We start from the raw sequence: 23424 nt of genomic DNA, 5'->3' as shown, positions 1-23424 counted from the left end.
TTCTAGATTCGCTTCTAAGGCGTTTTACGAAGGTGGGGAGACATATTTGTACCCCCTAAAATGGCACAGAAAGTCCCCTTTTTTGCGAAAGGGGACTTTCTCAACACTCTGATCCCTTTCTGAGAAAGGGATTAGTTGCCGGAGCGGCTTTGTTTGATCATATCGTTCATCTTTACAAAGGTGTGGCCTTTGCTTTTCAGACTTTCCAGTACAATCGGGAGTGCCTCAATCGTGTGGATGTCATCGAGCCCGCAAGAAGAACGTCGCTTTGACATCATGCTCTACCAAAATGTCTAATAGTTTCGTTACGGTTCCAAAATGTCCTTCGCAATGTTTGGCTCCTCGGCGACACGCATGCCCGGGAGAAAAAAGGTTGCTTTGATCTTATGAGTATCTAGCTGTTCCAAAAGACTTCTCATCATTTTATCGTCGCCCATGCCGTTAAACGTCAGAGCTAGTTCCTTGCGCCCCGTGTATACATAAGACAGCGCCTTGCTTTTTTCACCCGTGTATCGGGTGATTTTCTGTTTCTTCTCTGTCTTCTGGCGCTCCGTAGATTCATCTTTGCTCGCAAACATCGAGCATCCGGAGACGAGCACGACTGTCAAAAGCAGTGCAATCCCTTTGCACAGTTTGGTAGAAATAATCATTTATGACTCCTTATCAACTGCCATAGCTAAAATTATACTTTGTTTAGTATTTTTGGTAGAGCAGATAATATTTCCATTTTATAACAAAAAAAGAGACGGATCTGCTCCGCCTCTTTTTCTTCCATTTCTGCTTACTCCTGAATACTCACTTTGCCCCCATCCGTAAGCAGCGTCTGTCCTTTTACCACGACTTTATCTCCGTTCGCTAGGCCGGATACTACTTCAATCAACTCGCTTGTCGAGTTACCCGTCGACACTTCTACTTGCTTGGCTGCTTCCCCTTCCAGCTTGAACACATATTGTCTGCCTTCACGATCAAATACCGCCTTGCGAGGAATGACCAGTGACTTCGCTCCTTCTGAGCCTTGCGGGAAGGTAACGTTCACGACCATATCGGACTTCAATTCATTAGAAGCATTCGGGATCGTGATTTCTACTGGATAGGCCTTGAGCTGCGAATCCATGACCGGACTAATCGCTGTTACTTTTGCATCAATCGTTTTGCCTGTAGATTGCACGTTTACTTTGACGACTGTTCCTACCTTTACTTTCGTCACATCTGCTTCGGACAAATTCGCTTTGACCACAAGTGGATTCGTTTTGACGACGGTCACAATGGGTTGCTGGCCTGCCATCTGTCCTACTGCTCCGGTCACGCTTGCGACAAATCCGTCGATTGGGGACACCACCGTTGCATTCGCCAATTGCTCACGAGCATTTTGCAGTCTGACCTCGGACTCCGTTACGCTCGCTGCCGATACTTGCACACCTGTTTTTTGTTTCGCGCTTTGCAGCTTCTGCTTTGCATTGTCATAGGAAATCTGTGCTTTTGTGAGCGTTGTATTTGCCTCATCCATTTTCTCAGCAGCAATCGCTCCCTGTGCAAACAGCTGCTGATTACGTTGTTGATTCAGTTTTGCGTCAGCAAGCGCTCGTTCTGCTTCCGTCAAATCATTTTGTGCTTCCACCAATCCTTGGTCAGAGGTGCTGCCAGCTTGGTTTAAATTCGCTTTTGCCACACGGAGGGCTGCTTCTTGTTCTCTTACGCTGTTAGACAGCTCATTCGTATCGAGTGTAAACAATAATTGTCCTTTTGTTACGGCCTGACCCAGCTTTACGGGTAGAGACTTAATTTTCCCGCTGGTTTTTGGTGACATTTGGACTTCCTCACTCGGTGCCAATTTTGCAGTCAGTCCAGACTCAGATGTGACCACACCTTGTGCCACCGTTGCAACCTGTACAGGGGTAACCGTTTCTTCTGGCTGGGCAGCCGTCTTCGCTGCATCCTCCTGGCTTGCGCAGCCTGTGATCAAGGTGAAGGTGAGTAACGCCACAATCGCGATTCTTTTATTTATGATCATGAATGGTTCCTCCTCTTTTCTCATGCGTTTGTCGATTCCAAAGTGGTAAGGATTTTCTTTTCCTGCTTTTGCTTGCGTTTGTTGCGTCTCTTTTGTCCCATCTCATCAAACCATACGGTAACCACAGGTACGAGTATGAGCGTGATCATGGTGGAGAAAATCAAGCCATACATGACGGTAGTAGCCATTGGCGCTTGCAGCTCTAAACCAGACCCAGCAGCAACGGAGAGCGGAGCAATGGCCATAATCGTCGTGAGGGTTGTCATCAAAATCGGACGCAGACGAGCAGGTCCTGCATGTAAAATCGCTTCATGTAGCTCCCAACCTTTTGCACGCAACTGATTGATCAAATCGATTAACACAATCGCATTGTTCACGACCAGACCGATCAGCAAAATGTACCCGATCAAAACAGATACGGTAATAGGCGTGCCTGTAAACAGAAGACCTAATATGACCCCAGTAAGGCTCGGAGGAACCGAGAACATGATGATAAATGGACTGAAAAGGGATTCAAACTGAGCAGCCATGACCATGTACACAAGCACGACGGACAAGAGAATCGCAATACCCAGATTCACAAAAGAATTTCCCATATCCTCGCTTTGCCCACCCATTTCGATGGTGTATCCGTCTGGAACATTCAGCTTATTGATGATACTCGTAATTTCCGTCGAGGCCGCTTGCAGGTTATCCCCGATCAAATCGCTTGTGACCGTCACTTCACGCGTCATGTTTTTACGCTCAATCGATGGCGGTACATCGACTTTGCTGATGGTCGCTACGGAAGTGAGGCTGATTTGAGCGCCTGTCGGCGTGGAAATACGCAGGTTCTTCAAGTAATTGATATCTTCCTTATAGTCTTCTGGTAGCTTGAGATTGATATCAATTTCATCTTCGCCCGTACGATACTGGGTAACCGTTTGACCTTGGAAAGAAGTTCGCACAGCAGAGAGGATTTCATTTGTTGTCAATCCGTACAAGCTCGCCTTCTCTGTATGGACCTTCACATCGAACTCCTGACTCATTTCCTGAACACTGGTAGATACGTTCATCGTTCCCGGTACCTTGGCTATTTCCCCTTTCACAATCTCGCTCAGTTCCGTTAAGACGTCCAGATCATCTCCGCGAATTTCAATCGAGATGGCTGCTCCGCCCCCCATACCACCGGAAAGGGATTTCACCTTGATATCTGCTCCTGCAATATGCTTGACTTGCTCTTGCAGGCCCACAGCAATTTCCTCTGTCGATCGCTGTCTCGTAGAAATCTCTCCTACATGCAATTCGATCGTTGCGTTATGAGAAGTAGATGCACCGCTCTCTGAAATACCGTCGCCCCCCCCGACCGAGGACTTGACCAATTTCTTTTCTGGCACCTGATTGACCACTTCTTCTACCTGCTTCATTACTTTTTCTGTTTCCGTCAAAACGGTACCCTTTGGCAGCTTGATCTCTACTTGGATTAATCCTTGGTCCATATCTGGGAAAAATCCTGCTCCGAGAGATGGAACTAGCAACAATGAGCCAATCAACATGGCAAAAGCAGATCCAATCACCGTTTTTCGATGACCCAATGCCCATTTGAGTACCCTTTGATAGCCATTTTCCACTTTATGAAATCCAATATTAAACCAGATTAGTGGATTGAAGCCTCGATAGTTTTCATGATTTGTATGCTCCGGGACAGTTTTTAACAGGCGAGCACTCATCATTGGAACCAGCAAGAAGGTGAAAACGAGTGCTGCGATGTGTGAGAAAACGACCGTCAATGCCAACGGTGCGAAAAGCTCAGCAACAATACCCTGTGTCAGCGCAATCGGTAAGAATACGCAAATTTGTGCCAATGCGGATGCCATGACCGCGGTTCCTACTTCTTTGGAACCAACCAATGCCGCTTCCATCATACTCTTGCCTTGTTCCCGCTGACGGAAAATGTTTTCCAGCATAACAACCGCGAAGTCCACTAATGATCCCAATCCGAGCGTGAGACCTGCCAGGGAAATCAGGTTGATTGTTTGACCTGTCATATACATCAAAAGGAAGGTCGATATGATCGATACAGGCAGGACAATGACCGCAATGAGCATAGACGACAGACTGCCCAAGAAGAAGAACAGCATGAGTACGCCAATGGCACCACCTGCAAGGGCATGCACTACCGTGTTGTCAACAGAACTCTGGATATATGTAGAGGTATCGAGAACGATACTTGTTTCTACATTTGCTGGAAGTGTGCTATTAATCTTCTCCAGCTCAGCCTTTACGTCTTTTGCGATTTTGATCGTATTGCCGCCTGTGCCTTTCATCACGGAAATTCCCAAGCTTGGCTTTCCATCAATGTAGCTCAGATTGGTCACTTCTTTGATGGTGTCTGTTACGTTGGCAATATCACTCAATCGGATAAAGCTCCCACCGACAGAGATCGGCGTGAGTGCAATGGTGTCCACATTGGTGAATTCTCCTTGCACGCGAATACTGGTCTTTGCGTCACCTTCCCGTATCGCACCAGCTGATCCAGATACATTGCTGTTTTCTAGTGCTGCCTTTATTTGATCCAATGTCAATCCATAGGCGGCTAGTTTGGCTGGGTCCACGATGATATCGACAATTCGTTCTTGCCCACCAGTGACTGTGACAGAAGCAACACCGTTGATTCGTTCCAAGCGGGCCTTAATTACATCATCCGCGATTTTTTTCAGTTTGTTGACATCTTGATCGCCAGTTACAGCCAGATCAATGATCGGCTGGCTTGTCGGATCAAATTTCAACACCCTTGGTGAACCAGCTGATTCAGGCAAGCTCCCTCGGACCAAATCTACTTTATCTCGCATATTCAGCGTCGCTTGATCCATGTCTGTTCCCCACTTGAAATGGAGGATGACCGAGGAGGAGCCGTTCACAGAGGTTGATGTGACCTTGTCTAAATTCGGAACCGTGCCTAATGCATTTTCGATCGGTTTGGTAACCAGCTTTTCTACCTCAGCTGGAGCCGCCCCCTCAACAGAGGTAACAACTACGGCGACCGGAGCATTTAACGACGGCATCAATTCAATAGCTAATCGAGGAAAGGTAACCAACCCAAAAATGAAGATGGCTACCGATATCATAATCATCGTGACCGGACGTTTAATGGACAGCTCTGATATATTCAAAATTTTTTCACCTCTCTATTTATAGGAAGCTTGGCGTATCAGCTCAGTATTTCTTTCTCCAAAATAAGCGCGCGCAAGGAATGCAGCGATTCAGGTGTGCTAGCACTTCCTTCTTGTCCCGTCCAATTCGCTGGTACACGCTCCGTCAATGCTGCCCACACAATTCGCCGATCCGATTTATCACGAAATCTGCGCACCAAGTTCATTTGTTCCAGCCGACTAATTAAGCCCGAAGTCGTACTGTAGGAAAGATCGATTGCCTTGCTGATTTCCCCCATTGTTTTCGGGCTGATCGCGATTTGTTCTAGAATGAGAACTTGTTGCCAGGTAATATCACTTGAATCCAATGCTTGCATGGAAAGCGTGGAAAACACGCTACTCGTTTCCCGTAGAATCTTCGCTAACTGAAACAGTTCATTCATAAAAGCCTCCCTATCCATTTTTTGGGGTCCCTCTCTCGTTCGGGGTGTTCCCCTCCACAGATCACATTTTACTTATACGATTCGCCCCCGAAGTCTATCGGATAGTTAAATTGTGGAATTTGATTTTATCTATCCAGAGATAGAAGACCGTACACCCGGAGATAGACGACAGCGCATGCTAAAATGAAATTATAATGGGTACGTATTCCAAGAATGGAGGTTGTCTTCTTGAACGCTTCAACTGCATCTTTACGCTCCCGTTTCCTGCTCATTTGTTTTTTTGTATTGATCTCATTTTTTCTCATTCCAACTGCTTACTTGCATGAACCCACCATTCCATTTATCATCTCTCTGATCATCATCTTCTGCTTCCTGTTGATGTTTCTCAGGCCCAAAAAAAATTGGAGACCTTTTCAAAAAGACATCGCCATTATCGTTATTGGCACCGTCTCATTTATAAAGGTTCTATATGTAGGGGAAGAGATCGGTCTATCCTTGCCATTGGTAGCTTTTATTGGCTTTCACATTCTTGAACGCCGAGCATTGTACTATGCGATTTTTTTTGGCGCATGCTCCTTTTCTTACATGTTCTTTTATAAAGACTATATGTTTGAAGAGGTAATAGGCTATGTCGTTGCCTATATCGGATGGTATATCGGCGCACGAGGATTCTCTCTTCAAAATCAAGCAAAGGAATCGAGTCAGCAGCATCTTAAACAATTGCAAGAGGCGCATGTTGAACTCCAGGAAGCTCATTCTGAACTTCAAGAGGCCTCTGTGAATACACTTCGTGCCGCTGTCCTCGAGGAGAGGACCAGAATCGCTCGCGATGTTCACGACGCCTTGGGACACAGTCTCACATCACTAATCGTTCAATTAAATGCTTTGAAATACATGCTGCAAGGCGGACCGAGTGACGCACAGGAGGTTGTCCGAGACATGCTTACGGTATCCAAGCAAAGCCTCGATGATATACGCGCGTCTGTACATACATTAGCCGCAGACAAATCCTCTCTGGGAATCACACCGCTGCGTATACTATTATCACGAGCCCAACAGCATACCGACATTAAAATGCAGTTGATCAGTCCCAATCCAGATATTCCCCTCTCACAGCAGATGACCATTACGCTTTACCGGATTCTCCAAGAAGCGATTACCAATTCCATTCGACATTCGGATGCAACAGAGATTTTCATCACGATTGAAAAAAAGCAAAACTTTATTTTCCTCTCCATTTGGGACAATGGGAATATTACGAATCATCATCAAATCAAACTGGGCTCTGGTTTAACAGGTATCGCAGAACAAACCAAGCAATTAAATGGAGACCTTTCCTATTCCATTCGAGCGCCCCACGGCTTTCAAATTGACATCAGCTTTCCGCTTTGACAAGCAAATAGCGATATATACGGAGGAATGCCAGCATGGTAAATCAAAACAAGAAAGAGACCATTCGTGTGGTCCTGGTCGATGACCAAACAATGATCCGTCAAGGATTGGGGTATGTCATAAAAATGCAGAAGGATATGGAAGTAAGCGGGGAGGCTTCCAATGGAGAAGAAGCCGTGAAGCTCGTAGGAGAAATCATTCCTGATGTAGTCTTAATGGATGTACAAATGCCGAATATGTCAGGAATCGATGCAACACGAGAAATCACTCGACTCCATCCTTCGATAAAAGTATTAATCCTCACAACCTTTGACACGTACGATTACATCGTAGACGGAATTCGCGCTGGTGCTGTCGGCTATATGCTAAAGGATTCCGATTCACAGGATATGTTGGACCTCATTCGCAGGGCCCATCAGGGAGAGGCACTGTTCTACACGGCTACAGCTGCCAAGGCTCTAGCGGAGGTTCTACAGTTTCAACAAAAGAATCACAAGTCTGCCTCTCATACTGACTATGATACTGAATCTACGCTTCCCCCTCTTGTCATGTTAGATCAGTTGACTGATCGAGAGCAGGACGTACTTGAGCAGCTATCCTACGGCAAACGGAACGATCAAATTGCGCAGCACTTGCTCATCTCCGAGGGAACCGTCAAAACACATATCCATCGGATTTTGCAGAAAATGGGCGTAGTAGATCGTACACAGGCAGTTGCGAAGGCGATCCGGTATAAAATCGTGAAATAAGCGAAGGAAACGCAAAAAAACCCAAGCACCTAAACCATGCTTGAGCGTTGATGCTGATTGGAATAGACTGCTCCTATTCCATACTCCGTACCTATCCGATCTCCACTTCCAACAACGGCAATACTCTTCCTGGGAACACGGTAGACACGATTTCACCTACTCGCTTTGCACCCCTCGACAAGTAAAACGGTTCTGCGTACGGGTCACTGTGGATGGTGATGACTGGGATATCCAGCTTTTGTGCCACCTCTACCATATGCTGCCACAGAGCCTTTCCGTAACCTTTTCCTACTGCCTCCGGTTCCATGAACAAAAAGCCTAATAGCCACTGCTCTTTCTCTGCATCCTTTTCCAGACTCATGAAGCCCTTGATGCTGCCCACATCCTCTAGCACATATACTTCATGTTTTTGGATATAGGCAGGTGATAACGTCAGGTCGTCGCGACAGGCCTCCATGAATTCATCACTGTATCCCCAATAAGCTTTGGAGCGATAGGCTAGCTCGCTCAGTTCGCTTGCTTCTTGTCCCTTTGCTCTGCGGATGTTCATCTTAGTCGTTCCCTTCCTTTGCTTGTTTGAATCTGAATCGTATGAATTATTCCTCAAAAACAGACAAGAATCCTTTCCCGACCTAGTTTGTCAGCAGATACGTTTGCACAAAAAAATGGCCATCGCAACGGACGACCATTTTCCCCTCTTACTTTGCTTCCTTTTGACGATAGACTTCCTTCCCTTCAACCAAGGTCAGCACGACTTTCGCATCCTTGATTTGAGTGGCCGGAATTTTAAACAAGTTTTTATCGAGCACGATGAGATCTGCCTTTTTGCCGACTTCGATCGAGCCTGTGATATTATTCACGTGGTTGGCGTAAGCACCATCAATCGTGAAACTGGCGATCATTTCCGCAAGCGTCGCACGCTCGTCCGGGTTGGCAATTTTGCTCGGATCGGTTACACCGTCCTCGATCCGCGTAATGCCTTGTTGAATGCCGTGCAGTGGATTGAATTCTGGCGTTACGATGTAGTCAGACGAAGAAGCCACATGCACCCCTTTATTCAAGAAGCTCTTCATCGGGTATTCTTTTTCTGCGCGTTCGCGACCCAAGTACGGTACTTCGATCTCATCGTAGTAGCCCTCTTCCTGCATAAACCAGAACGGCTGCACGATTCCGACTGCACCCAGCTTTTTGAAGCGCTCGATGTCTTTATCATTGACCAGTTGCAAGTGAACGAGCGAGTGGCGAGCATCGTGCTTGCCATTTTGTTTTTCAGCGAGCTCCATACCGTCCAGTGCGATGCGGGTAGAAGCGTCCCCGATGGAATGGACGTGCAATTGGAAGCCTGCCTTGTCTACTGCGGCAGCTGTTTGATTGTAAACCTCTTGCTTCCAGATTAATTCTCCGTTTGTTTCTTTATGAACATATGGTTTTTCCAAGTAAGCTGTAGCGCCTTCTACGACACCATCCAAGAAGATTTTAACGGCGTTGACTTGGAATAGCGGGTTTTGATTGCGCTCACGGATTTTTACGAATTCTGCGACCTGCTCAGGTCCTTTTTCCGGATTCGCTGTCAAAGCATTGCGGAAGCGGATGGTCAGCTTGTCCTCTTTCGCGAGCTCCTCGTATGCTTCCAGTACGTTCGGATAGCGCAGCATATCCGGGTCGCGCACTGTCGTTACGCCGCGTTCAACTGCTTTTTCTTGGTAAGCTTCAATTCCGGACTTGTATTGTTGTACGGTGTATCCGCCGATTTTTGACAGCACCAGATCCATTGCGCTTTCACGCAGCGTTCCAGATGGTTCTCCTGTTTTCGGATCGCGCTCGATAATGCCGCCCTCAGGATTTGACGTGTCCTTCTTGATTCCGGCCAGCTTCAACGCTGCCGAGTTCACCCACAAAGAATGTCCATCATCCGAGGTCAGCGCAATTGGAGTCGTTGGAACGATCTTATCCAATACTTCCTTGCGCGGACCGATACCAGGCACTACCGGATTGCTCCAGCCGCGTCCTTGCAATGTTGGTTCGTTTGGATGCTCTTTTACGAATTTCTCGATGGTTGCAACGTATTCCTCGACAGAGCCTCCGTCAAACAAATCAATGGAGAAAATGAGTCCCGTCGTTTTGCTCGCATGCGTGTGGCTGTCGATAAAGCCAGGTAGCACCATTTGGCCTTTCAGATCGATTACTTTCGTATCCTTGCCGATGTGTGCTTTTGCATATTCATCTGCGCCGACAAAAACGATTTCGTCACCGCGAATGGCCACGGCCTCTGCCCAGTTGTTCTTCATGTCCACTGTGTAGACCGCGCCGTTGGTTAGCACGACATCTGCTGGCTGTTTCGTCCCTTGCGCTGCAAAAGCCGACATCGGGCTCATCAGCGCTGTGGCGAGCAATGCGCAGGTTAATTTTTTCCCAAACACGTTAAAATCCCACCTATCTATTTATCTAAGATGAAAAGAATGCCAAAACCGATTGTAGCATCGCAACTCTGAAAATTCCATGAAATCCGGTCGAAAATTAGTATTTTCTCCCGATTTATGGCGAATTCGCTCACATAATGATCAACTAAATTGGTCAAATTGGAAAAAGGTTAATTTGACTACGATAGATGAGGCGTTGTATACTCGTAAATGTTTTAGTGGGTAAACATTTAACTCCATATATAATTAAGTAATGAAAACAGGAGAGGGTACGATGCAAAGCCAGATCAATTTTGAAGAACTTTATATACAGCTCCAACGAAAAGTTTCAGCTGAGTCACACAAGCGTCTGGACCCACTCGTGTCAGGATCACAAGCCATGCTTTTGCGAATTCTAGATATGAACGGTCCGCAGAAGGCATCTTCTATTGCAGAACGTATGAATATTACCCCGGGAGCAGTTACGAGTCTCGCTGATAAATTGATTGCTTGCGGCTATGCCACGAGAAATCGCGACAGTACGGATCGCCGGGTCGTGCAACTGGACATAACCGATGAAGGAAAAGATATCCTACGGCAATACAAAGCCGTGGTGAGGAGCACGATTGAACAGTTTTTTGCAGGCGTATCAGATGAAGACAAGCAACACTTAGTCCGCATCTATCACCAGGTTTTGAAGAATATAGAGCAACAAAGAGAGGAGCATCAAGATTGCAACAGCTGACAGAGAAAAAGAAAGTGACGATTATGATTGCGATTATTACGGCCATGTTTTTCGCCGCGATCAACCAGACCATTATCGGGGTTGCCATGCCGCGTATTATTTCGAAGCTGGGTGGCATGGATTACTATTCGTGGGCGATTACAATTTATTTGCTGACCTCAACTGTCGCTTCTGTGCTGGTTGGGAAGCTCTCCGATATATACGGAAGAAAACCATTTATTTTAACGGGTATCGGGTTGTTTAGTATCGGAGCCTTGTTGTCCGGGTTTTCCACCGATATTTTTCAACTGATTACGTATCGTGGCATTCAAGGGGCGGGTGCCGGGATCATCATGTCCACTGCTTTTACCGCCATGGGTGATCTGTACGAACCTCGCGAGCGCGCAAAATGGGGCGGAGTTATGAGTGCCGTCTTCGGCGTGTCCAGTGTACTTGGTCCTCTGATGGGCGGCTATATCGTCGATCATCTCGACTGGCACTGGGTGTTCTGGATCTTCTTGCCGATTGGTGTAATTGCCTTTCTGTTGATCATGATTCATTTCCCGAAGGTACCGAAGCAAGAAGGAGAGTCTGTCGACTACTTCGGCTCGCTGTTCCTGACGCTTACCATCGTACCGATGCTGCTCGCCTTCTCATGGGCAGGAAATGGTCCGGGCAAATACGCTTGGGGCTCGTGGCAAATTATTGGTTTGTTTGCCGCCACAATCGTTGCGTTGATCGTGTTTATTTTGATTGAAATGAAAGTAAAAACGCCTGTACTTCCGCTGGGCTTGTTCAAAAACAGTATTTTTACTGTCTCCAATCTGGTCGGATTCTTCCTCAACGCGGGGATGATGGGCGCAATCATTTATGTGCCGTTCTTTGTCCAAGGGGTCAAAGGCATCTCTCCGACGATGGCCGGTTATGTGGCGATGCCGATGTCGATTGCCATGCTCGCAACCTCCGCACTCGCCGGACAAATCATGACCAAGACGGGAAAATATAAAAAGATGGCGCTGGGTGGACTTCTCGTCATGACCTTGGGCATGGTGCTGATGTATTTCATGTCGCCAACCACACCAATTTACTTGCTCGTGATCTACATGATCATTCTGGGATTAGGGATTGGAGTTGCGATGCCGGTCTTCTCCTTAACCGTGCAAAATGCAGTCGCACCACAGCAACTGGGTGTCGCTACAGCAACGTCGCAGCTCTTCCGCAACCTCGGTGGGACCATTGGAATTGCTGTTATGGGAACCGTCATGAGTGCCAGCATGTCAGCGAAAATGACGCAACTGTCGGGAGCCATGGGTCAAGGGAACAATCCCGCCGCAGCCGATCCTGCTCTGGCAGAGAAGCTGTCGCTCTTTACGAATCCGCAAAATTTGTTGGATCAGCCGAAAATTGAAGCCACGCTGGCTAGTCTGCCACCGGATTTGCAGCCACTGTTTACTCACATGCTGGATATGATCCGGGAAGCGATGAGCTATGGGATTACGACTACGTTTTTGACTGGAGCGATTGTAGCGGGTATCGCTGTCATTATCGCGCTGTTCCTGAAGGAAGTTCCACTGCGTAGTGGGAAGATGGGACAGAAGCCGGAGGGCGAAGCAGGAAAGGCTTAATAGGAAAAGGAAGAGGGCTCTTGTCCTCTTCCTTTTTTCATGGTGTATGGATTTGCTGTATGAGCCACTTTCTCGCTTCCTCCTCTGCAAGTACGTCTGGCTGCTCGACGATCGACATGCTACAGCTCCGCTCTTCCCGTCCGGATTGCATGGGCATAGTCTCTGCGCCCGTTTTCCTCAGCTTTTCTAGCTGCCTGCTCGAAATCATAAGGAACCAATACGTGCTCGAACAGCCACGAGCCGCCTTGTTGTTTTACTGTGACGTACTTGGCATGGGGCGTCTTCGATTCCATCGAATGCGGGTACGGCGCTTCCTCAAAATACGCTGGAAGCCCAACGCTCCCCGGGTTTACCACGAGCTTGCCATCTGGCAGCCATACGGATTTGGGCACATGAGAGTGTCCGCAAAAAATGACTTTCTGCTGAATACCGGTCAGCTCGATCATTAAGGCATTTGCGCTTTTGTCTTCTATCCCATATGGAGCGACATTCTCCAATAAATACACATCATCAGCAAAAGGTGTGCCGTGGCAAAACAAGAGATCGCCATACGTCCACTGCTTTTGGAATGACCCGATCCAGCTGAGCATTTCTTGTGTCAGTAGTGGCTTCACGAATTCGAACGTGATTGACTCCATTTGCTCTTCCAGCAAGTATCTGTCACAATTACCCATGATGTGGGTGATAGTAGATCGCTCCATTAAGAGCTCTGCCGTTTTGATCGGATCAAGCGGGCCAAACAACGTATCGCCCAGGTTCACAATGGTTTGAATACCGCGGGAATCAATGTCGTGCAGCACAGCTTCCAATGCATAGGCGTTGCTGTGTATGTCGGAGATCACCGCGATGGAATGGTTGGTTTGGCTCAAGGTCATATACTCCTTTACGAAATTCGAAGCATCTATGCTTATAGATTACTGCAAAATTATGTAGATTTCCTGCTCCATTTAAGTGATGGCGGCATACGTGACAGATCAAGAGGATGCCCTTCTATCAAACGAAGAGAGGCATCCTCTTCCTATGCCATTTTCAAATTTCATGAAAAAAGTTTGAGAGGGGTCCCCTCTCCTCATCGTCTATAGTAGTGAACACCGAAACGGTTTAGTCCGTTTTGTTTGACCGCAAGCGGTCAGATTACATTTCATGAAAAACGTCGAGACGTTTTTCACAAAAAGGAAAGCTGCGCAGCACCTTTTTGCAAGGAGGTAACAAACATGCAGGACGATCGAGAGGTCATTGCGGAGGTTCTTCAAGGAAATAAAGAGGCTTATGCTCTGATCGTCAATAAATACAAGGGAAAAATCGCTTCGATTCTTGGGCGCACGCTCCACCATTCTCATGATGCCGAAGACATGGTGCAGGAGGTTTTTATCAAGGCGTACTACAGTCTGCCAGATTATAAACCCAACTACTCCTTCTCTGCCTGGCTGTATCGAATCGCGATCAATCGCGGGATTGACGAGCTGCGAAAGCGAAAGCGGATGCCTTCCGTAACGGAGATGGATGTCGAGGTCAGAGACGAATGTCCGATCCCGGAGGAAGATTATCTGGAAAAAGAACAGCGTCACGCTTTGCGACAGCAGATGATGACACTGGACAAGAACCACAGGACGATTCTCGATTTGCATTATCTCCAGCATTTAAGCTACAGGGAGATCGGCAAGAAACTATCTTTGTCCGTAGATACTGTGAGAATGCGCCTTTCCTATGCCAGGAAAAAGCTGCGAGACCAGCTAAGCAAGCCGGAGAAAAAAGGGGGTACCCCGCTTTGAATTGCCTTACGCAAAGACAGCTGATCGCCTACATGGAAGATCGTTTATCGCCAGTAACCAAACGAAATGTCGAAAGTCATCTCGATCATTGCACGCACTGCCAGCACCAGCTGGAGCAATGGATCGATGCGCTGCACCAAACGGAAGAAACGATGTGGGAAGACTCCCTCTCAGCAAATATGGATCAAAAAATTATTCAGATGCTCTCCCCTCATCCCGTGAGAGTATTGAATCCTGCTACCCCTTCACACCAACCACCTGCGTGGAAACAAAGGAGTATAACGATCATGAAAAGAATGACGCTTGCCGCCGCTGCATTAACCGTCGTCGTATCGGGAGGAATGCTCGTCTCCCCGACCTTTGCTAGTTATGTCAATGCTGCTTTTACGAACAGCCCGATTGGCAAATCTGATCCTGTAGCGCCTATGAGCAATAGCTTTTTGCAAAAATTAGCGGACAAAGGAATTGCTCAAGCAGCCAAGAATGGATTCGCGCAGTCCGTTGAGGTAAGTGCGACCGATCAAGGCCTCACTTTTGCTGTGCATGAAGTGGTAGCTGACCCGCTGCGTATTAGCATAGCAGCTTCTTTAAAAGACAAGAACGGCAAGGCATTAGACAGCTTCATGTCGGAAATGGTGAGCAGATCTATCAGAGAGCCACTAATCACCATTAAAGACAAACAAGGAAACGTCCTTGCTCCCTCTAAGGAAAAAAATACTCAATACCCCAATAAACCATGGGATGTTTCCATGAATGTCGAACATGGTGTTATGACCTTGGATCGCGAGCTGCGAAGCTATTTTGATGATGTAAGTAAGGTGCCTGACGAGCTGATCGTTGAGTTTAACATCAAGCAACTGGACGACATCAAGGGGAACTGGAAGCTGTCCGTACCTGTAGATATGAAAAAAGCAAAAGCTGCAATGAAAACGCATGAAATTAACAAAGCCTACACGACCCCACAAGGACTCAAGCTGAACGTCAAACAGATTACATTTGCGCCAAGTGGAGTGGAGATGGTCATTGATCGAGCCCTTGCTGCTAACGAGAAAAACGCATACAGCTATGAGCTGGTAGACGAGAAGGGCACAGCGGTCGCTGCTTGGGATTCGACTTCGGTTATTCGTGAAGCCAGCAAACGAAACAATGGGATCAGTGATGTGAAATGGGATCATACCCAATCCACCGAAAGTGGAGCAAGAGACTTTCATTACTTCTATCCAATCGATGAAAGCCAAAGCCTTACCTTCAAGCTCGGGTCTGTTTATACAGAGGAATCCGCTAAGCTTAACGCCAAGTTGGACACCAATCGCCTCGAAAAGAAAGAAGTCATCACAGCGGAAGACCAGGGAGATCAGTTTACTTTCAAAAAATATCAAAAGGATCCAAACGCAGTCGTTGATTTTGAAGGCTATGACGGCCATCACCACGTAAACGACGATGGGACTACCACGAAGTTGGAAGGCTACGATCTGGCATTCGAGGCAACTCTCTCTCCAGATACTGCCGCTATGGGTCCCTATCAATACTGGACCATTACAGACGAAACCGGGAAAAAATATGAAGACGTCGACTACTTAATCGATAAGACTGAGTATGAAAATGATCGGGCGATTTTTGGAGGTACAATCTTCTTAGAAAACCTCACAGCCCTGCCAAAGCAATTGATCATTACTTCCGAGAAACGAATGGTTGAACACAAAAATGTAGAGTGGGAAGTACCGATTTACGCCGGAAAATAAGAGACACCCTTCATACGCAAAAGGCTGGTGGTACCCTTCGTACCGCCAGCCTCTTTTTCAAGTGATATATTCCTGCTGCAAAATCCCCATGTGCACCAGATCATGCCATTTTCCCTCTCGAAACAAAAACTGCCGCGAAATCCCCTCTTGCTTGAATCCGAGCCTATCATACAGCTTTATGGCTTTTTCGTTAAAAGAAAAGACGCGCAGCGATACCCGATGCAGATTCATTTCCAAAAAAGCATAATCCAGCAACAGCTTCAGTGCTTCTCGTGCATACCCTTTTCCCCAGTACTCCTTCTCTCCAATATCGATGATGCACTCAGCATTGCGGTTTTTCAGGTCGATTTGAATGAGGGAGGTAATCCCGATCGGTCGATTGGTTTGGCTGTCTACGATCATGTAGCTCTTCGAGGAGCTTGCATGCAGGATGACCTGATTCACAAACCCGTTCGTATCGTCCCAGGTAAAGACGTCCATGGACGGACTCGTTGTCCGCATGACTTCTACGTCATTTCTCCACGTGTGGTAGACGTCCACGTCCTCCCCTGTCATTTTTCTCAGATAGATTCTCTCTGATTGAAACAACACTCTTCCCCCTCCTTATTGAACCGGTCCCAGCATCGCTCTCAATGAAAACAACAGTGCTTCCATCTGCTCGGACACCTTCGTTTTCTCTGCGCCTAAATGCGCGGTATCCAGCATCAGTCCATCGATAACCGAGATGAAATAGCGAGCGATCGCCTCAGGTGGTAGCTGTGGCTTGAACTCACCTGTCGCTGTCCCATGCGCAAAGAAAGCTGTCAACACGTCGACCATTTTTTCATAGCGAGTCGTGATGTATGGATAGCTCTGTTGCTTTTGCTGATCCTTCAGTGACAGGAAAAACTCTGAGTTGGCTTTGGACAGTGTTTGTTCGATTTTCTCGATCTCGCCCTGTTGTTTGTTAACCCATTTGGTGATTTGCTGCCAAGACGTTTCGCCAGCAATTGGTGTAAAAAACTGTACATCCTGTTGATCCTCGAATTGCAGCAGCTCCAAATATAAGTGCTCCAGGTTATCAAAGTAGGCGTACAAGGCTCCCCGCGATACACTAGCCTCGTCCATGACGTCTTGCATAGTGGCCCGTGTATAGCCTTTTGTGATGAACACACGTTTTGCCGCTTGCAGCAGTTCGATTTTCTTTTTGGTTTTGTATTCGTTGCTTACTTTTGGGGCCATAAGATTCAACAACCTCTCCTTTCTAAAATATACATTTATGTCGTTTTTAGTAGGTGAATTCATTATAAGCGACATCGATGTCGTTTTTCAACTTTTCATTCATTGCCTTTGTAAATGTGAATATAAGAAAAGCATCCTGATTCACTCACGCGAACGAGGATGCTTTTGCTTTTGATTCTATACATTTTCCAAGGCTTCAATCATAGCCACTCTAGGAAATAGTTGTGGTAATTTCGACATAATGAAATCATTCAAAAAGCGGTTCACACCATCAATTCCCAAGTCATCGGTTTCCCTTACGTTTTGATCCATAACGTCCATGGCAATCCATATCATTTCATTCATTTGACCAATTATACTTCTATCGCTCGTTTCCGTGTAAGTAGCCTCACCTACATTTTGTAAATACTTCTCAACCAGTGTTTGACTGATTCCTTCTGCTATAAGGTTTTCTGCGATTTTTTCTTTCACTAATTGATCAAAGCGGTTAAAATCGGCTTTCTTCAACCCATATATGATGAAATTGTATCTGGTTACATTATTCATCAGCAGTACACACTTTCGCCGATTGAATACAAACATGTGAGCGTGCCATCTGTATATAGGTTCCGAAACGATTTTTTGCTTATCCGATAGAATAACTTTCAGTTCTGCTGTGAGCTTTTTAGTACATTGATACGTAATAATGAAGTTTCCTCCCCTTTTATTTACATCCGATCCGGTATGACAAACGACACCGTTGTTCCTTCACCCGGCTTACTCGTGATGCGCAGGCCCTTCCCGTACATTTGCGTCAGTCTCCGATTCGTGTTGGACACTCCGATTCCGCCTCTTTCTTTCTTCGACAAATCAAGAATTTGCCGCACAGTCGCTTCCTCCATCCCGATACCGTCATCCTTCACCTCAAAAAGAGTGGCGTTCTTTTGCCGGACGATGCGGATATGGAGAGTTCCCCCCTCTATTCTGGTAAAAAGACCATGGTTGATTGCATTCTCAACCAACGGCTGAATGGTGAGTGGCGGGATGAGAAGATCAATGTCAGGCTCAACCTCCCACACGATCTGTATCTGCTCGCCAAATCGTTCCTTTTCAATGTAAAGATAGGCTTGGACGAGCTCCAACTCATGGGAGAGTGCAACTTGTTTTCCTGTATTCAAAAAATCAAAGCTGATATGCAAGAAGGCGGTAAACGCATCCCCGAGTTTACGCATCTTCTCCGTATCAATGTCACTCAATGCCATAATCGAGCTAAGTGTGTTGAACAAGAAGTGCGGGTGAATCTGCGCCTGCAAGTAGGCAGCCTCCATGCGCAATCGTTCATCGACTGTTTGCTTGAGCGTCGTCAAAGACCAGACGCGATATTTCAGCTCCATGCCATCGACTGGTTTGCAAACATAGTCATTCGCACCAGACAAATACCCGGTGTATACATCCTCAGACTGGCTGCGCGCCGTTAAGAGCAAAATCGGAAGCTCGGAAACAGAGAAATGCTCCCTGACCTTTTGCGTCAACTCATAGCCCGACATATGCGGCATCATGACATCGATGATAAGCAAGTCCCACTGCTCTGTAAAAAGCAGATCGAGCGCGTCTCTTGGCGATGTGCAAGTAGTGATTTGGTATTGCGAGGATGAGAGCATTCGATCCAGCACCATGAGGTTAACCGGGTCGTCATCGATCGCCAATATGTTCGCCTTTCTTTCTACAAACGCATGCGCAGCCGTTTGCTGAAAAACCAAGATATCTGGAGCTTCACTATGCCCCATCTGGTTAATAGCCGTTACTTGATTGCTCTTATCTATCTGCTCCACATATTGGCTCTCTGCTGCTTTGATCTCATCTGTACTAACCGCGAGCAGCCAGAAGCTAAATACCGAACCTTTGCCCGGTTCAGAGTCGACTCTCAGCTCACTATCATGCAGCTCGACCAGCTGTGTACAAATAGCAAGACCGAGGCCGATTCCTCCTCCATCGTTCGTTGCTTGAGCTCCCTGCTCATACGGCAAAAATATACGTGCCTTGGTATACTCATCCATCCCAATTCCTGTATCGGATACATAGATCACCACCTGTCCGTCCACGATCTCAGCAGAAACGACGACAGATCCTTCTTCCGTGAATTTCAGTGCATTGTGAATAAGATTGAACAGAATCTGGACTAACCGCTTCTCATCTGCCAAGATTGGCGGGATGGATTCTGGTATGTCCATTTTCAGTTGGACAGGCTTGCCTTCTACCATGTAGGAGAGCATGCTGATGATGCCGGAAACAACCGATTGAATATGCAACGGCTTCTTCTGCAACACGATATGCTTGTCCTGCAACCGTACGACATCTAGCAAATCGTCCAGTAAATGCGACATTCTGCGGCTGATCGTGATTAAGAGCTCCATATCCTGCGTGCTGCGACCACCCATGACATGCTTTTCATTGTTGACGACAGTCTGGGCGATATTCAAGATGCCGTGCAACGGTGTCCTCAGTTCGTGCGAGGTATGGGCGAGAAACTGGTCCTTGAGCTTGTCCGCTTCTTTTAATTGCTCCGTTAGCTTTGCTTTTTCCTCTGAATTGCGAAAGAATCTCTTGAACCAGTAAGCAGAAAAACTGACAAGTGCAGCAATCAGGTCGAGCGGATAATACACGTACTTGATATCGATCATTTTATATTCGATGATGGCGGACCATATCACATTGGAAAAAATACTCGTTGCAGCAATGAGCAAAAACACAGCGTCATTCTTGTTATGCATAAGCATGCGGCTGATTTTGAAAATAAACAGCAACAACGGGCCAAAATAAATAATGACTAAAAATGGCGTTCCAGCTAATATATACACCCATTGTGCCGTTCCCAGTACGATGACTGCCGAATAAAGACTGAGCACGGAAAGATATGCCCGAAACGGCTTGGAGTATTCTTTCTCTTCCTGATCAGATAGACTCCTGACCAATAATATCATCAACAGAGGCTGCCATATGTAGGCGAGCACTTCTACCTTGATCGACCATGTATAATCGATCGGGAGCCAAAGTAACAGCAGGTTGTCATAATCAGAAACAGTCTTTATCCCTACGCAGGAAAGTAACAAAAAAAACACCAGAAACTCTTTGTGGCGGGCATTCAATACATACAGGATGCCGGCATACAAGCCATGAAGCAACAAGATGAGGAAGGTTGTCATCTGGAAGCCGATAGAATACCAACGTTCGGTATCAATAGCGGCCTGCGACCCGAAGTAAATCGATCTGACGATGCCTCCTTCGATTGGATTATGAAAGTTGGCCGTTCGGACAAGCACTTCAATGACCTTTGCATCACCTGCAATGTACGTAACCGTGAAGGATTGCTTCCGCGGTGTGTACTCTTCCACTGTTGCCGCAGGCACTCCGACTCTGGCTAAAATCTCTCCGTTAACCTCTACGGTGGAAGATGCCTCCACTTGCGGAACCCATAAGGTGTATGGCTGATTTAGCGGTTGATCGACCAAGATCCGTAAACGGTATGTTCCATAGCCATACGATGACGGAGAGTCCCTGGAAAAAGCGCTGCTCCAATTGCCAGGTACTTGAACGTATTGTCGTTCGTCATTCGATGATTGCTTGAAATCTTCATGCGTGATGAAAGAATCAGGGGAAAACTCCCATTCCCCATCCAGTGAAATAGACGGGGAATTTTCAAAGTCCCACCCCCGCATATCAAGAATTCCTTGAACCACAGGCGGATGCTCTGGAAACACATGAAACGAAAACCAGAACGTTCGAAGACCTAGAAGAAATGCTAAAAACAAGAGAAGAATCACAAGATGCTTACTAATGAGTGCTTTTGAATGACTCCGATTATAGATGCTTTGCTTTATCATAGTAAGATCATCTTTCGACACGATTCGAATTATCCCTTGTCAAATTACAGTTCACCTCGTCCAATTTTTCTCACACAAACTGTCTGCTATCGTTATTCCGCCCAAACCGATAGATGGCGATCAAGGCAAAAACCGTAGCGAATGCGAGCAAAATAGCTATGTTCAAATACAAGCTCCCCAGACTGTATCCTTGTTGAAGCTTATTCACCGTATCGAGCAACCAATGCTGGGGCAAGAATGTTGAAATTTTGCGCACGGTGTCCGGCATGATTTCCATTGGAAAGAAGCAGCCAGCCAGGAGGCACGTCGGTACAATGATCAGGTTGGAAATCGCTCCAGCACCTGCTCTACTCTTCGCAAAGGCAACGGTCATCAGAGAAAGTGCGATTGCCCCCAGCGCGAACACGAACAACGGCAGAATCATTTGACCATACGAGACGCCTGCATCTATGCCAAAGACGTTTTTCATGACGAGCAAGGTCACGATGATTTGCAGTAGCAAAATAAACATGCTGACGATTATATTCGAAAATACATAGGATCTAGCCGACATCGGCGAAGAAAGGAGTCGCAAAAAGGTGCGATTTTCTTTTTCTTTTAAAATGATCTCCGACATGTTCACCGCTGAAAACATCATGAACATAATGAGGAAACCAATCGATTGATTCGTCATACGCGTCACGTTCGAGGTGTCTTGCAGCGTTACCGTATTGAGCTTGTAGCTTTGCTCGTGGTATGCCGTATACAGCTTCGTGAACGTAGCCTCATCCGCTTGTGCCGCTTTTCCAATCGCGGCAAGATTGCCGATATAACTGTGCAGCATGGCCTTCACGTAGGCAGTAACCTGTTCACCTTTTACGGATACAATATTCAAGTGTGCTGGCGCCCCTTTCCGAACACTAGCAGCATACCCTGACTCGAAAACAATTCCGCTATCCAGCTCACCAGAAACGATTTGTTCACGCATCGTTTGTTCGTCGATGACTGTGACCTTAATATGATTCAATCTCTCGATAAACCGGATCGTGTCCTGCGTGATCATCTGGTCCCCATCTTGATTGATGATTCCGACATAGATCGTGCCGCTGCCTGCATTGCTGTAGAGGGTAAGAGACAGCAGAACCCCTGCGATCGGCAAACCCAAGTAAGTGAACCAGCTTTTTTTACTGCGAAACGTCTCCATCAGCGTTTTCCGAATTAGCCAAAGCATTTCACTCATACAAAAGCACCCTCCCGTCTGCGCATCGTGATAACAGAAATGATGATGAACGCCGTGGCAATGCTCACATTCATCGCAATCGCAAACCATGCGCCTCTCGGATTGTCTGTGTAGATGATTTGCATCAGACCTGTATTCGCCCAGTGAAGGGGAGAGAATTTGGCCAAGAGACTGAAGAAACCAGCTGATTGATCAACGGGAAAATAGGCACCGCCTACAAAGGAGGCGACTTGTGTAAAAATGTTGTTGATTGCCCTTACCCCTTCACCTTTGAAAAGAAAGCTGATTCCCAGACCCAAGCTGACCGCAAGCAGCACCTCTGTCAAAAGTACGAGGATAACCATTCCGTAGTGGTTGCCCCAATCTGCTTGGAACACGAACTTGCTGACTACGAACACGACGAGTACGAAAAACAAATGAACGAACGTACTGCCGATAATTTTGCCGGTAAAGATGGTACCTTTGCTGACAGGTGCAGCCATTAATCGTGTGGACGTTTTGTTCGTTCGCTCCCCGGTGAACAAATAACTCGCAGAGAACATCGAGTAGAGCGCAATCATGGTCGTCATCGCAATCGCGTAATAGTCGATTGCCCCCGGTTTTTTATTTGGATTCAAGGTCGTTTCATGAATAAAATCATCACGCTGTCCGGTACCCTTGACTATTGCCAAAGCAGATTCGGGATCTATCTGATAAGCTGCGGATGCGAGCGAGTACCGATCTGCAAAAACGGTTAGCATCCCCGCAAGGATATTGCTTCCTATCGCATTCTTGCTGCTTCCATAAAACTCAATCCCCGCATCACTGACGACTGCGTACCCCGTATAGCGATCCGAGCGAACTTCCTCCTGCCCGTCCATGCCTGAACTTACTTGAGCGACCTCCACTCCTTTATCACCCAATGCTTTTATAAACGAGTTCCACGCCGTAGACATTTGCTCATTCGTCCCGTTGCTTTTATACAGCAAGCGCATGTCTCCTACGGTCCTAGTTTCGTCGAATGCATTCGAAAGGGCGGAACCTAATATCAACATCAGAATGATGGGAAGTGCTAGCATAAACATAAACGTTCTCTTTTCGCGAAGGCTGGACTTGATTTCTTTTACAGCGATACTCCATATATTCATGGCAAAGCC

Annotated in this window: 20 protein-coding genes; 6 read left to right on the top strand and 14 right to left on the bottom strand. The window is 46.8% G+C overall.

Features of this window, described 5'->3' with window-relative positions; all coding sequences use genetic code 11:
• Positions 1-131 precede the first annotated feature (131 nt).
• From ACM6JA_RS12110 to ACM6JA_RS12090, 5 genes are all read right to left on the bottom strand, one after another.
• Positions 132-275 carry a hypothetical protein gene (locus tag ACM6JA_RS12110; RefSeq protein ID WP_414852492.1) on the bottom strand — a complete coding sequence of 48 codons (144 nt, stop codon included), beginning with the start codon at positions 273-275 and terminating at the stop codon, positions 132-134.
• Positions 276-305: 30 nt separating this feature from the next.
• Positions 306-650: a polysaccharide deacetylase family protein gene (locus tag ACM6JA_RS12105; RefSeq protein WP_414852491.1), complete on the bottom strand. Its 345-nt coding sequence runs from the start codon at positions 648-650 to the stop codon at positions 306-308.
• Between the two features lie 131 nt (positions 651-781).
• A complete protein-coding gene (locus ACM6JA_RS12100; protein WP_414852490.1) occupies positions 782-2011 on the bottom strand; it encodes an efflux RND transporter periplasmic adaptor subunit in 1230 nt (409 codons plus the stop codon).
• Positions 2012-2031: 20 nt separating this feature from the next.
• Positions 2032-5163 carry an efflux RND transporter permease subunit gene (locus ACM6JA_RS12095; protein ID WP_414852489.1) on the bottom strand — a complete coding sequence of 1044 codons (3132 nt, stop codon included), beginning with the start codon at positions 5161-5163 and terminating at the stop codon, positions 2032-2034.
• Positions 5164-5201: 38 nt separating this feature from the next.
• Positions 5202-5585, bottom strand: a complete 384-nt coding sequence (locus ACM6JA_RS12090) for a MarR family winged helix-turn-helix transcriptional regulator (RefSeq protein WP_007718736.1) — start codon at positions 5583-5585, stop codon at positions 5202-5204.
• Between the two features lie 228 nt (positions 5586-5813).
• On the opposite strand from ACM6JA_RS12090, the gene ACM6JA_RS12085 reads away from it, so the two are divergent.
• Together ACM6JA_RS12085 and ACM6JA_RS12080 are read left to right on the top strand one after the other, a co-directional pair.
• Positions 5814-6977, top strand: coding sequence for a sensor histidine kinase (locus ACM6JA_RS12085; RefSeq protein WP_414852488.1), 1164 nt, complete (start codon positions 5814-5816; stop codon positions 6975-6977).
• Between the two features lie 35 nt (positions 6978-7012).
• Positions 7013-7726, top strand: a complete 714-nt coding sequence (locus ACM6JA_RS12080; RefSeq protein WP_414852487.1) for a response regulator — start codon at positions 7013-7015, stop codon at positions 7724-7726.
• 91 nt (positions 7727-7817) lie between these two features.
• Here the strand turns inward: ACM6JA_RS12080 and ACM6JA_RS12075 are convergent, their stop codons facing one another.
• Together ACM6JA_RS12075 and ACM6JA_RS12070 are read right to left on the bottom strand one after the other, a co-directional pair.
• On the bottom strand, positions 7818-8276 hold the full coding sequence (locus tag ACM6JA_RS12075; RefSeq protein ID WP_414852486.1) for a GNAT family N-acetyltransferase: 459 nt from the start codon (positions 8274-8276) through the stop codon (positions 7818-7820).
• A gap of 148 nt (positions 8277-8424) precedes the next feature.
• Positions 8425-10146 carry an amidohydrolase gene (locus ACM6JA_RS12070; RefSeq protein WP_414852485.1) on the bottom strand — a complete coding sequence of 574 codons (1722 nt, stop codon included), beginning with the start codon at positions 10144-10146 and terminating at the stop codon, positions 8425-8427.
• 274 nt (positions 10147-10420) lie between these two features.
• Here ACM6JA_RS12070 and ACM6JA_RS12065 point away from each other — a divergent pair, with 274 nt between their 5' ends.
• Together ACM6JA_RS12065 and ACM6JA_RS12060 are read left to right on the top strand one after the other, a co-directional pair.
• Positions 10421-10870: a MarR family winged helix-turn-helix transcriptional regulator gene (locus tag ACM6JA_RS12065; RefSeq protein WP_414852484.1), complete on the top strand. Its 450-nt coding sequence runs from the start codon at positions 10421-10423 to the stop codon at positions 10868-10870.
• Positions 10858-12474: a DHA2 family efflux MFS transporter permease subunit gene (locus ACM6JA_RS12060; RefSeq protein ID WP_414852483.1), complete on the top strand. Its 1617-nt coding sequence runs from the start codon at positions 10858-10860 to the stop codon at positions 12472-12474. Before ACM6JA_RS12065 ends, ACM6JA_RS12060 begins: the two co-directional genes overlap by 13 nt.
• Before the next feature lie 119 nt (positions 12475-12593).
• Here the strand turns inward: ACM6JA_RS12060 and ACM6JA_RS12055 are convergent, their stop codons facing one another.
• Entirely contained in the window at positions 12594-13349 is a 756-nt protein-coding gene (locus ACM6JA_RS12055; RefSeq protein WP_414852482.1) for a metallophosphoesterase family protein, read from the bottom strand.
• A gap of 339 nt (positions 13350-13688) precedes the next feature.
• Here ACM6JA_RS12055 and ACM6JA_RS12050 point away from each other — a divergent pair, with 339 nt between their 5' ends.
• Positions 13689-14246, top strand: coding sequence for an RNA polymerase sigma factor (locus tag ACM6JA_RS12050; RefSeq protein ID WP_414852481.1), 558 nt, complete (start codon positions 13689-13691; stop codon positions 14244-14246).
• Positions 14243-15988 carry a DUF4179 domain-containing protein gene (locus ACM6JA_RS12045; protein WP_414852480.1) on the top strand — a complete coding sequence of 582 codons (1746 nt, stop codon included), beginning with the start codon at positions 14243-14245 and terminating at the stop codon, positions 15986-15988. The genes ACM6JA_RS12050 and ACM6JA_RS12045 overlap by 4 nt, the downstream gene beginning before the upstream one ends.
• Positions 15989-16045: 57 nt before the next feature.
• Here the strand turns inward: ACM6JA_RS12045 and ACM6JA_RS12040 are convergent, their stop codons facing one another.
• The 6 genes from ACM6JA_RS12040 to ACM6JA_RS12015 all read right to left on the bottom strand — a co-directional run bounded on the left by ACM6JA_RS12040 (position 16046) and on the right by ACM6JA_RS12015 (position 23415).
• Positions 16046-16579, bottom strand: a complete 534-nt coding sequence (locus tag ACM6JA_RS12040) for a GNAT family N-acetyltransferase (protein WP_414852479.1) — start codon at positions 16577-16579, stop codon at positions 16046-16048.
• Positions 16580-16591: 12 nt separating this feature from the next.
• Positions 16592-17209 carry a TetR family transcriptional regulator gene (locus ACM6JA_RS12035; protein WP_414852494.1) on the bottom strand — a complete coding sequence of 206 codons (618 nt, stop codon included), beginning with the start codon at positions 17207-17209 and terminating at the stop codon, positions 16592-16594.
• A 177-nt stretch (positions 17210-17386) separates the two neighbouring features.
• Positions 17387-17893: a DUF6933 domain-containing protein gene (locus ACM6JA_RS12030; protein ID WP_414852493.1), complete on the bottom strand. Its 507-nt coding sequence runs from the start codon at positions 17891-17893 to the stop codon at positions 17387-17389.
• A 23-nt stretch (positions 17894-17916) separates the two neighbouring features.
• On the bottom strand, positions 17917-21069 hold the full coding sequence (locus ACM6JA_RS12025; RefSeq protein ID WP_414852478.1) for an ATP-binding protein: 3153 nt from the start codon (positions 21067-21069) through the stop codon (positions 17917-17919).
• A 70-nt stretch (positions 21070-21139) separates the two neighbouring features.
• The gene (locus tag ACM6JA_RS12020) at positions 21140-22288 is read right to left on the bottom strand and encodes an ABC transporter permease (protein ID WP_414852477.1); all 1149 of its coding nucleotides are present in this window, start codon (positions 22286-22288) and stop codon (positions 21140-21142) included.
• The gene (locus ACM6JA_RS12015; RefSeq protein ID WP_414852476.1) at positions 22285-23415 is read right to left on the bottom strand and encodes an ABC transporter permease; all 1131 of its coding nucleotides are present in this window, start codon (positions 23413-23415) and stop codon (positions 22285-22287) included. The genes ACM6JA_RS12020 and ACM6JA_RS12015 overlap by 4 nt, the downstream gene beginning before the upstream one ends.
• Positions 23416-23424 lie beyond the last annotated feature (9 nt).

This window comes from Brevibacillus sp. IT-7CA2 (genome assembly GCF_949767855.1).
GTDB lineage: Bacteria > Bacillota > Bacilli > Brevibacillales > Brevibacillaceae > Brevibacillus.
Note: the sequence above shows the minus strand (reverse complement) of the source record. Positions and strands in the feature narration are given on the sequence as shown.

What these genes read in the sequence shown, in the direction of transcription:
- ACM6JA_RS12110 (WP_414852492.1), bottom strand. Translation starts at nt 275, where the DNA reads ATGTCAAAGCGACGTTCTTCTTGCGGGCTCGATGACATCCACACGATT.
- ACM6JA_RS12105 (WP_414852491.1), bottom strand. Translation starts at nt 650, where the DNA reads ATGATTATTTCTACCAAACTGTGCAAAGGGATTGCACTGCTTTTGACA.
- ACM6JA_RS12100 (WP_414852490.1), bottom strand. Translation starts at nt 2,011, where the DNA reads ATGATCATAAATAAAAGAATCGCGATTGTGGCGTTACTCACCTTCACC.
- ACM6JA_RS12090 (WP_007718736.1), bottom strand. Translation starts at nt 5,585, where the DNA reads ATGAATGAACTGTTTCAGTTAGCGAAGATTCTACGGGAAACGAGTAGC.
- ACM6JA_RS12080 (WP_414852487.1), top strand. Translation starts at nt 7,013, where the DNA reads ATGGTAAATCAAAACAAGAAAGAGACCATTCGTGTGGTCCTGGTCGAT.
- ACM6JA_RS12075 (WP_414852486.1), bottom strand. Translation starts at nt 8,276, where the DNA reads ATGAACATCCGCAGAGCAAAGGGACAAGAAGCAAGCGAACTGAGCGAG.
- ACM6JA_RS12065 (WP_414852484.1), top strand. Translation starts at nt 10,421, where the DNA reads ATGCAAAGCCAGATCAATTTTGAAGAACTTTATATACAGCTCCAACGA.
- ACM6JA_RS12055 (WP_414852482.1), bottom strand. Translation starts at nt 13,349, where the DNA reads ATGACCTTGAGCCAAACCAACCATTCCATCGCGGTGATCTCCGACATA.
- ACM6JA_RS12050 (WP_414852481.1), top strand. Translation starts at nt 13,689, where the DNA reads ATGCAGGACGATCGAGAGGTCATTGCGGAGGTTCTTCAAGGAAATAAA.
- ACM6JA_RS12035 (WP_414852494.1), bottom strand. Translation starts at nt 17,209, where the DNA reads ATGGCCCCAAAAGTAAGCAACGAATACAAAACCAAAAAGAAAATCGAA.
- ACM6JA_RS12025 (WP_414852478.1), bottom strand. Translation starts at nt 21,069, where the DNA reads ATGATAAAGCAAAGCATCTATAATCGGAGTCATTCAAAAGCACTCATT.
- ACM6JA_RS12020 (WP_414852477.1), bottom strand. Translation starts at nt 22,288, where the DNA reads ATGAGTGAAATGCTTTGGCTAATTCGGAAAACGCTGATGGAGACGTTT.
- ACM6JA_RS12015 (WP_414852476.1), bottom strand. Translation starts at nt 23,415, where the DNA reads ATGAATATATGGAGTATCGCTGTAAAAGAAATCAAGTCCAGCCTTCGC.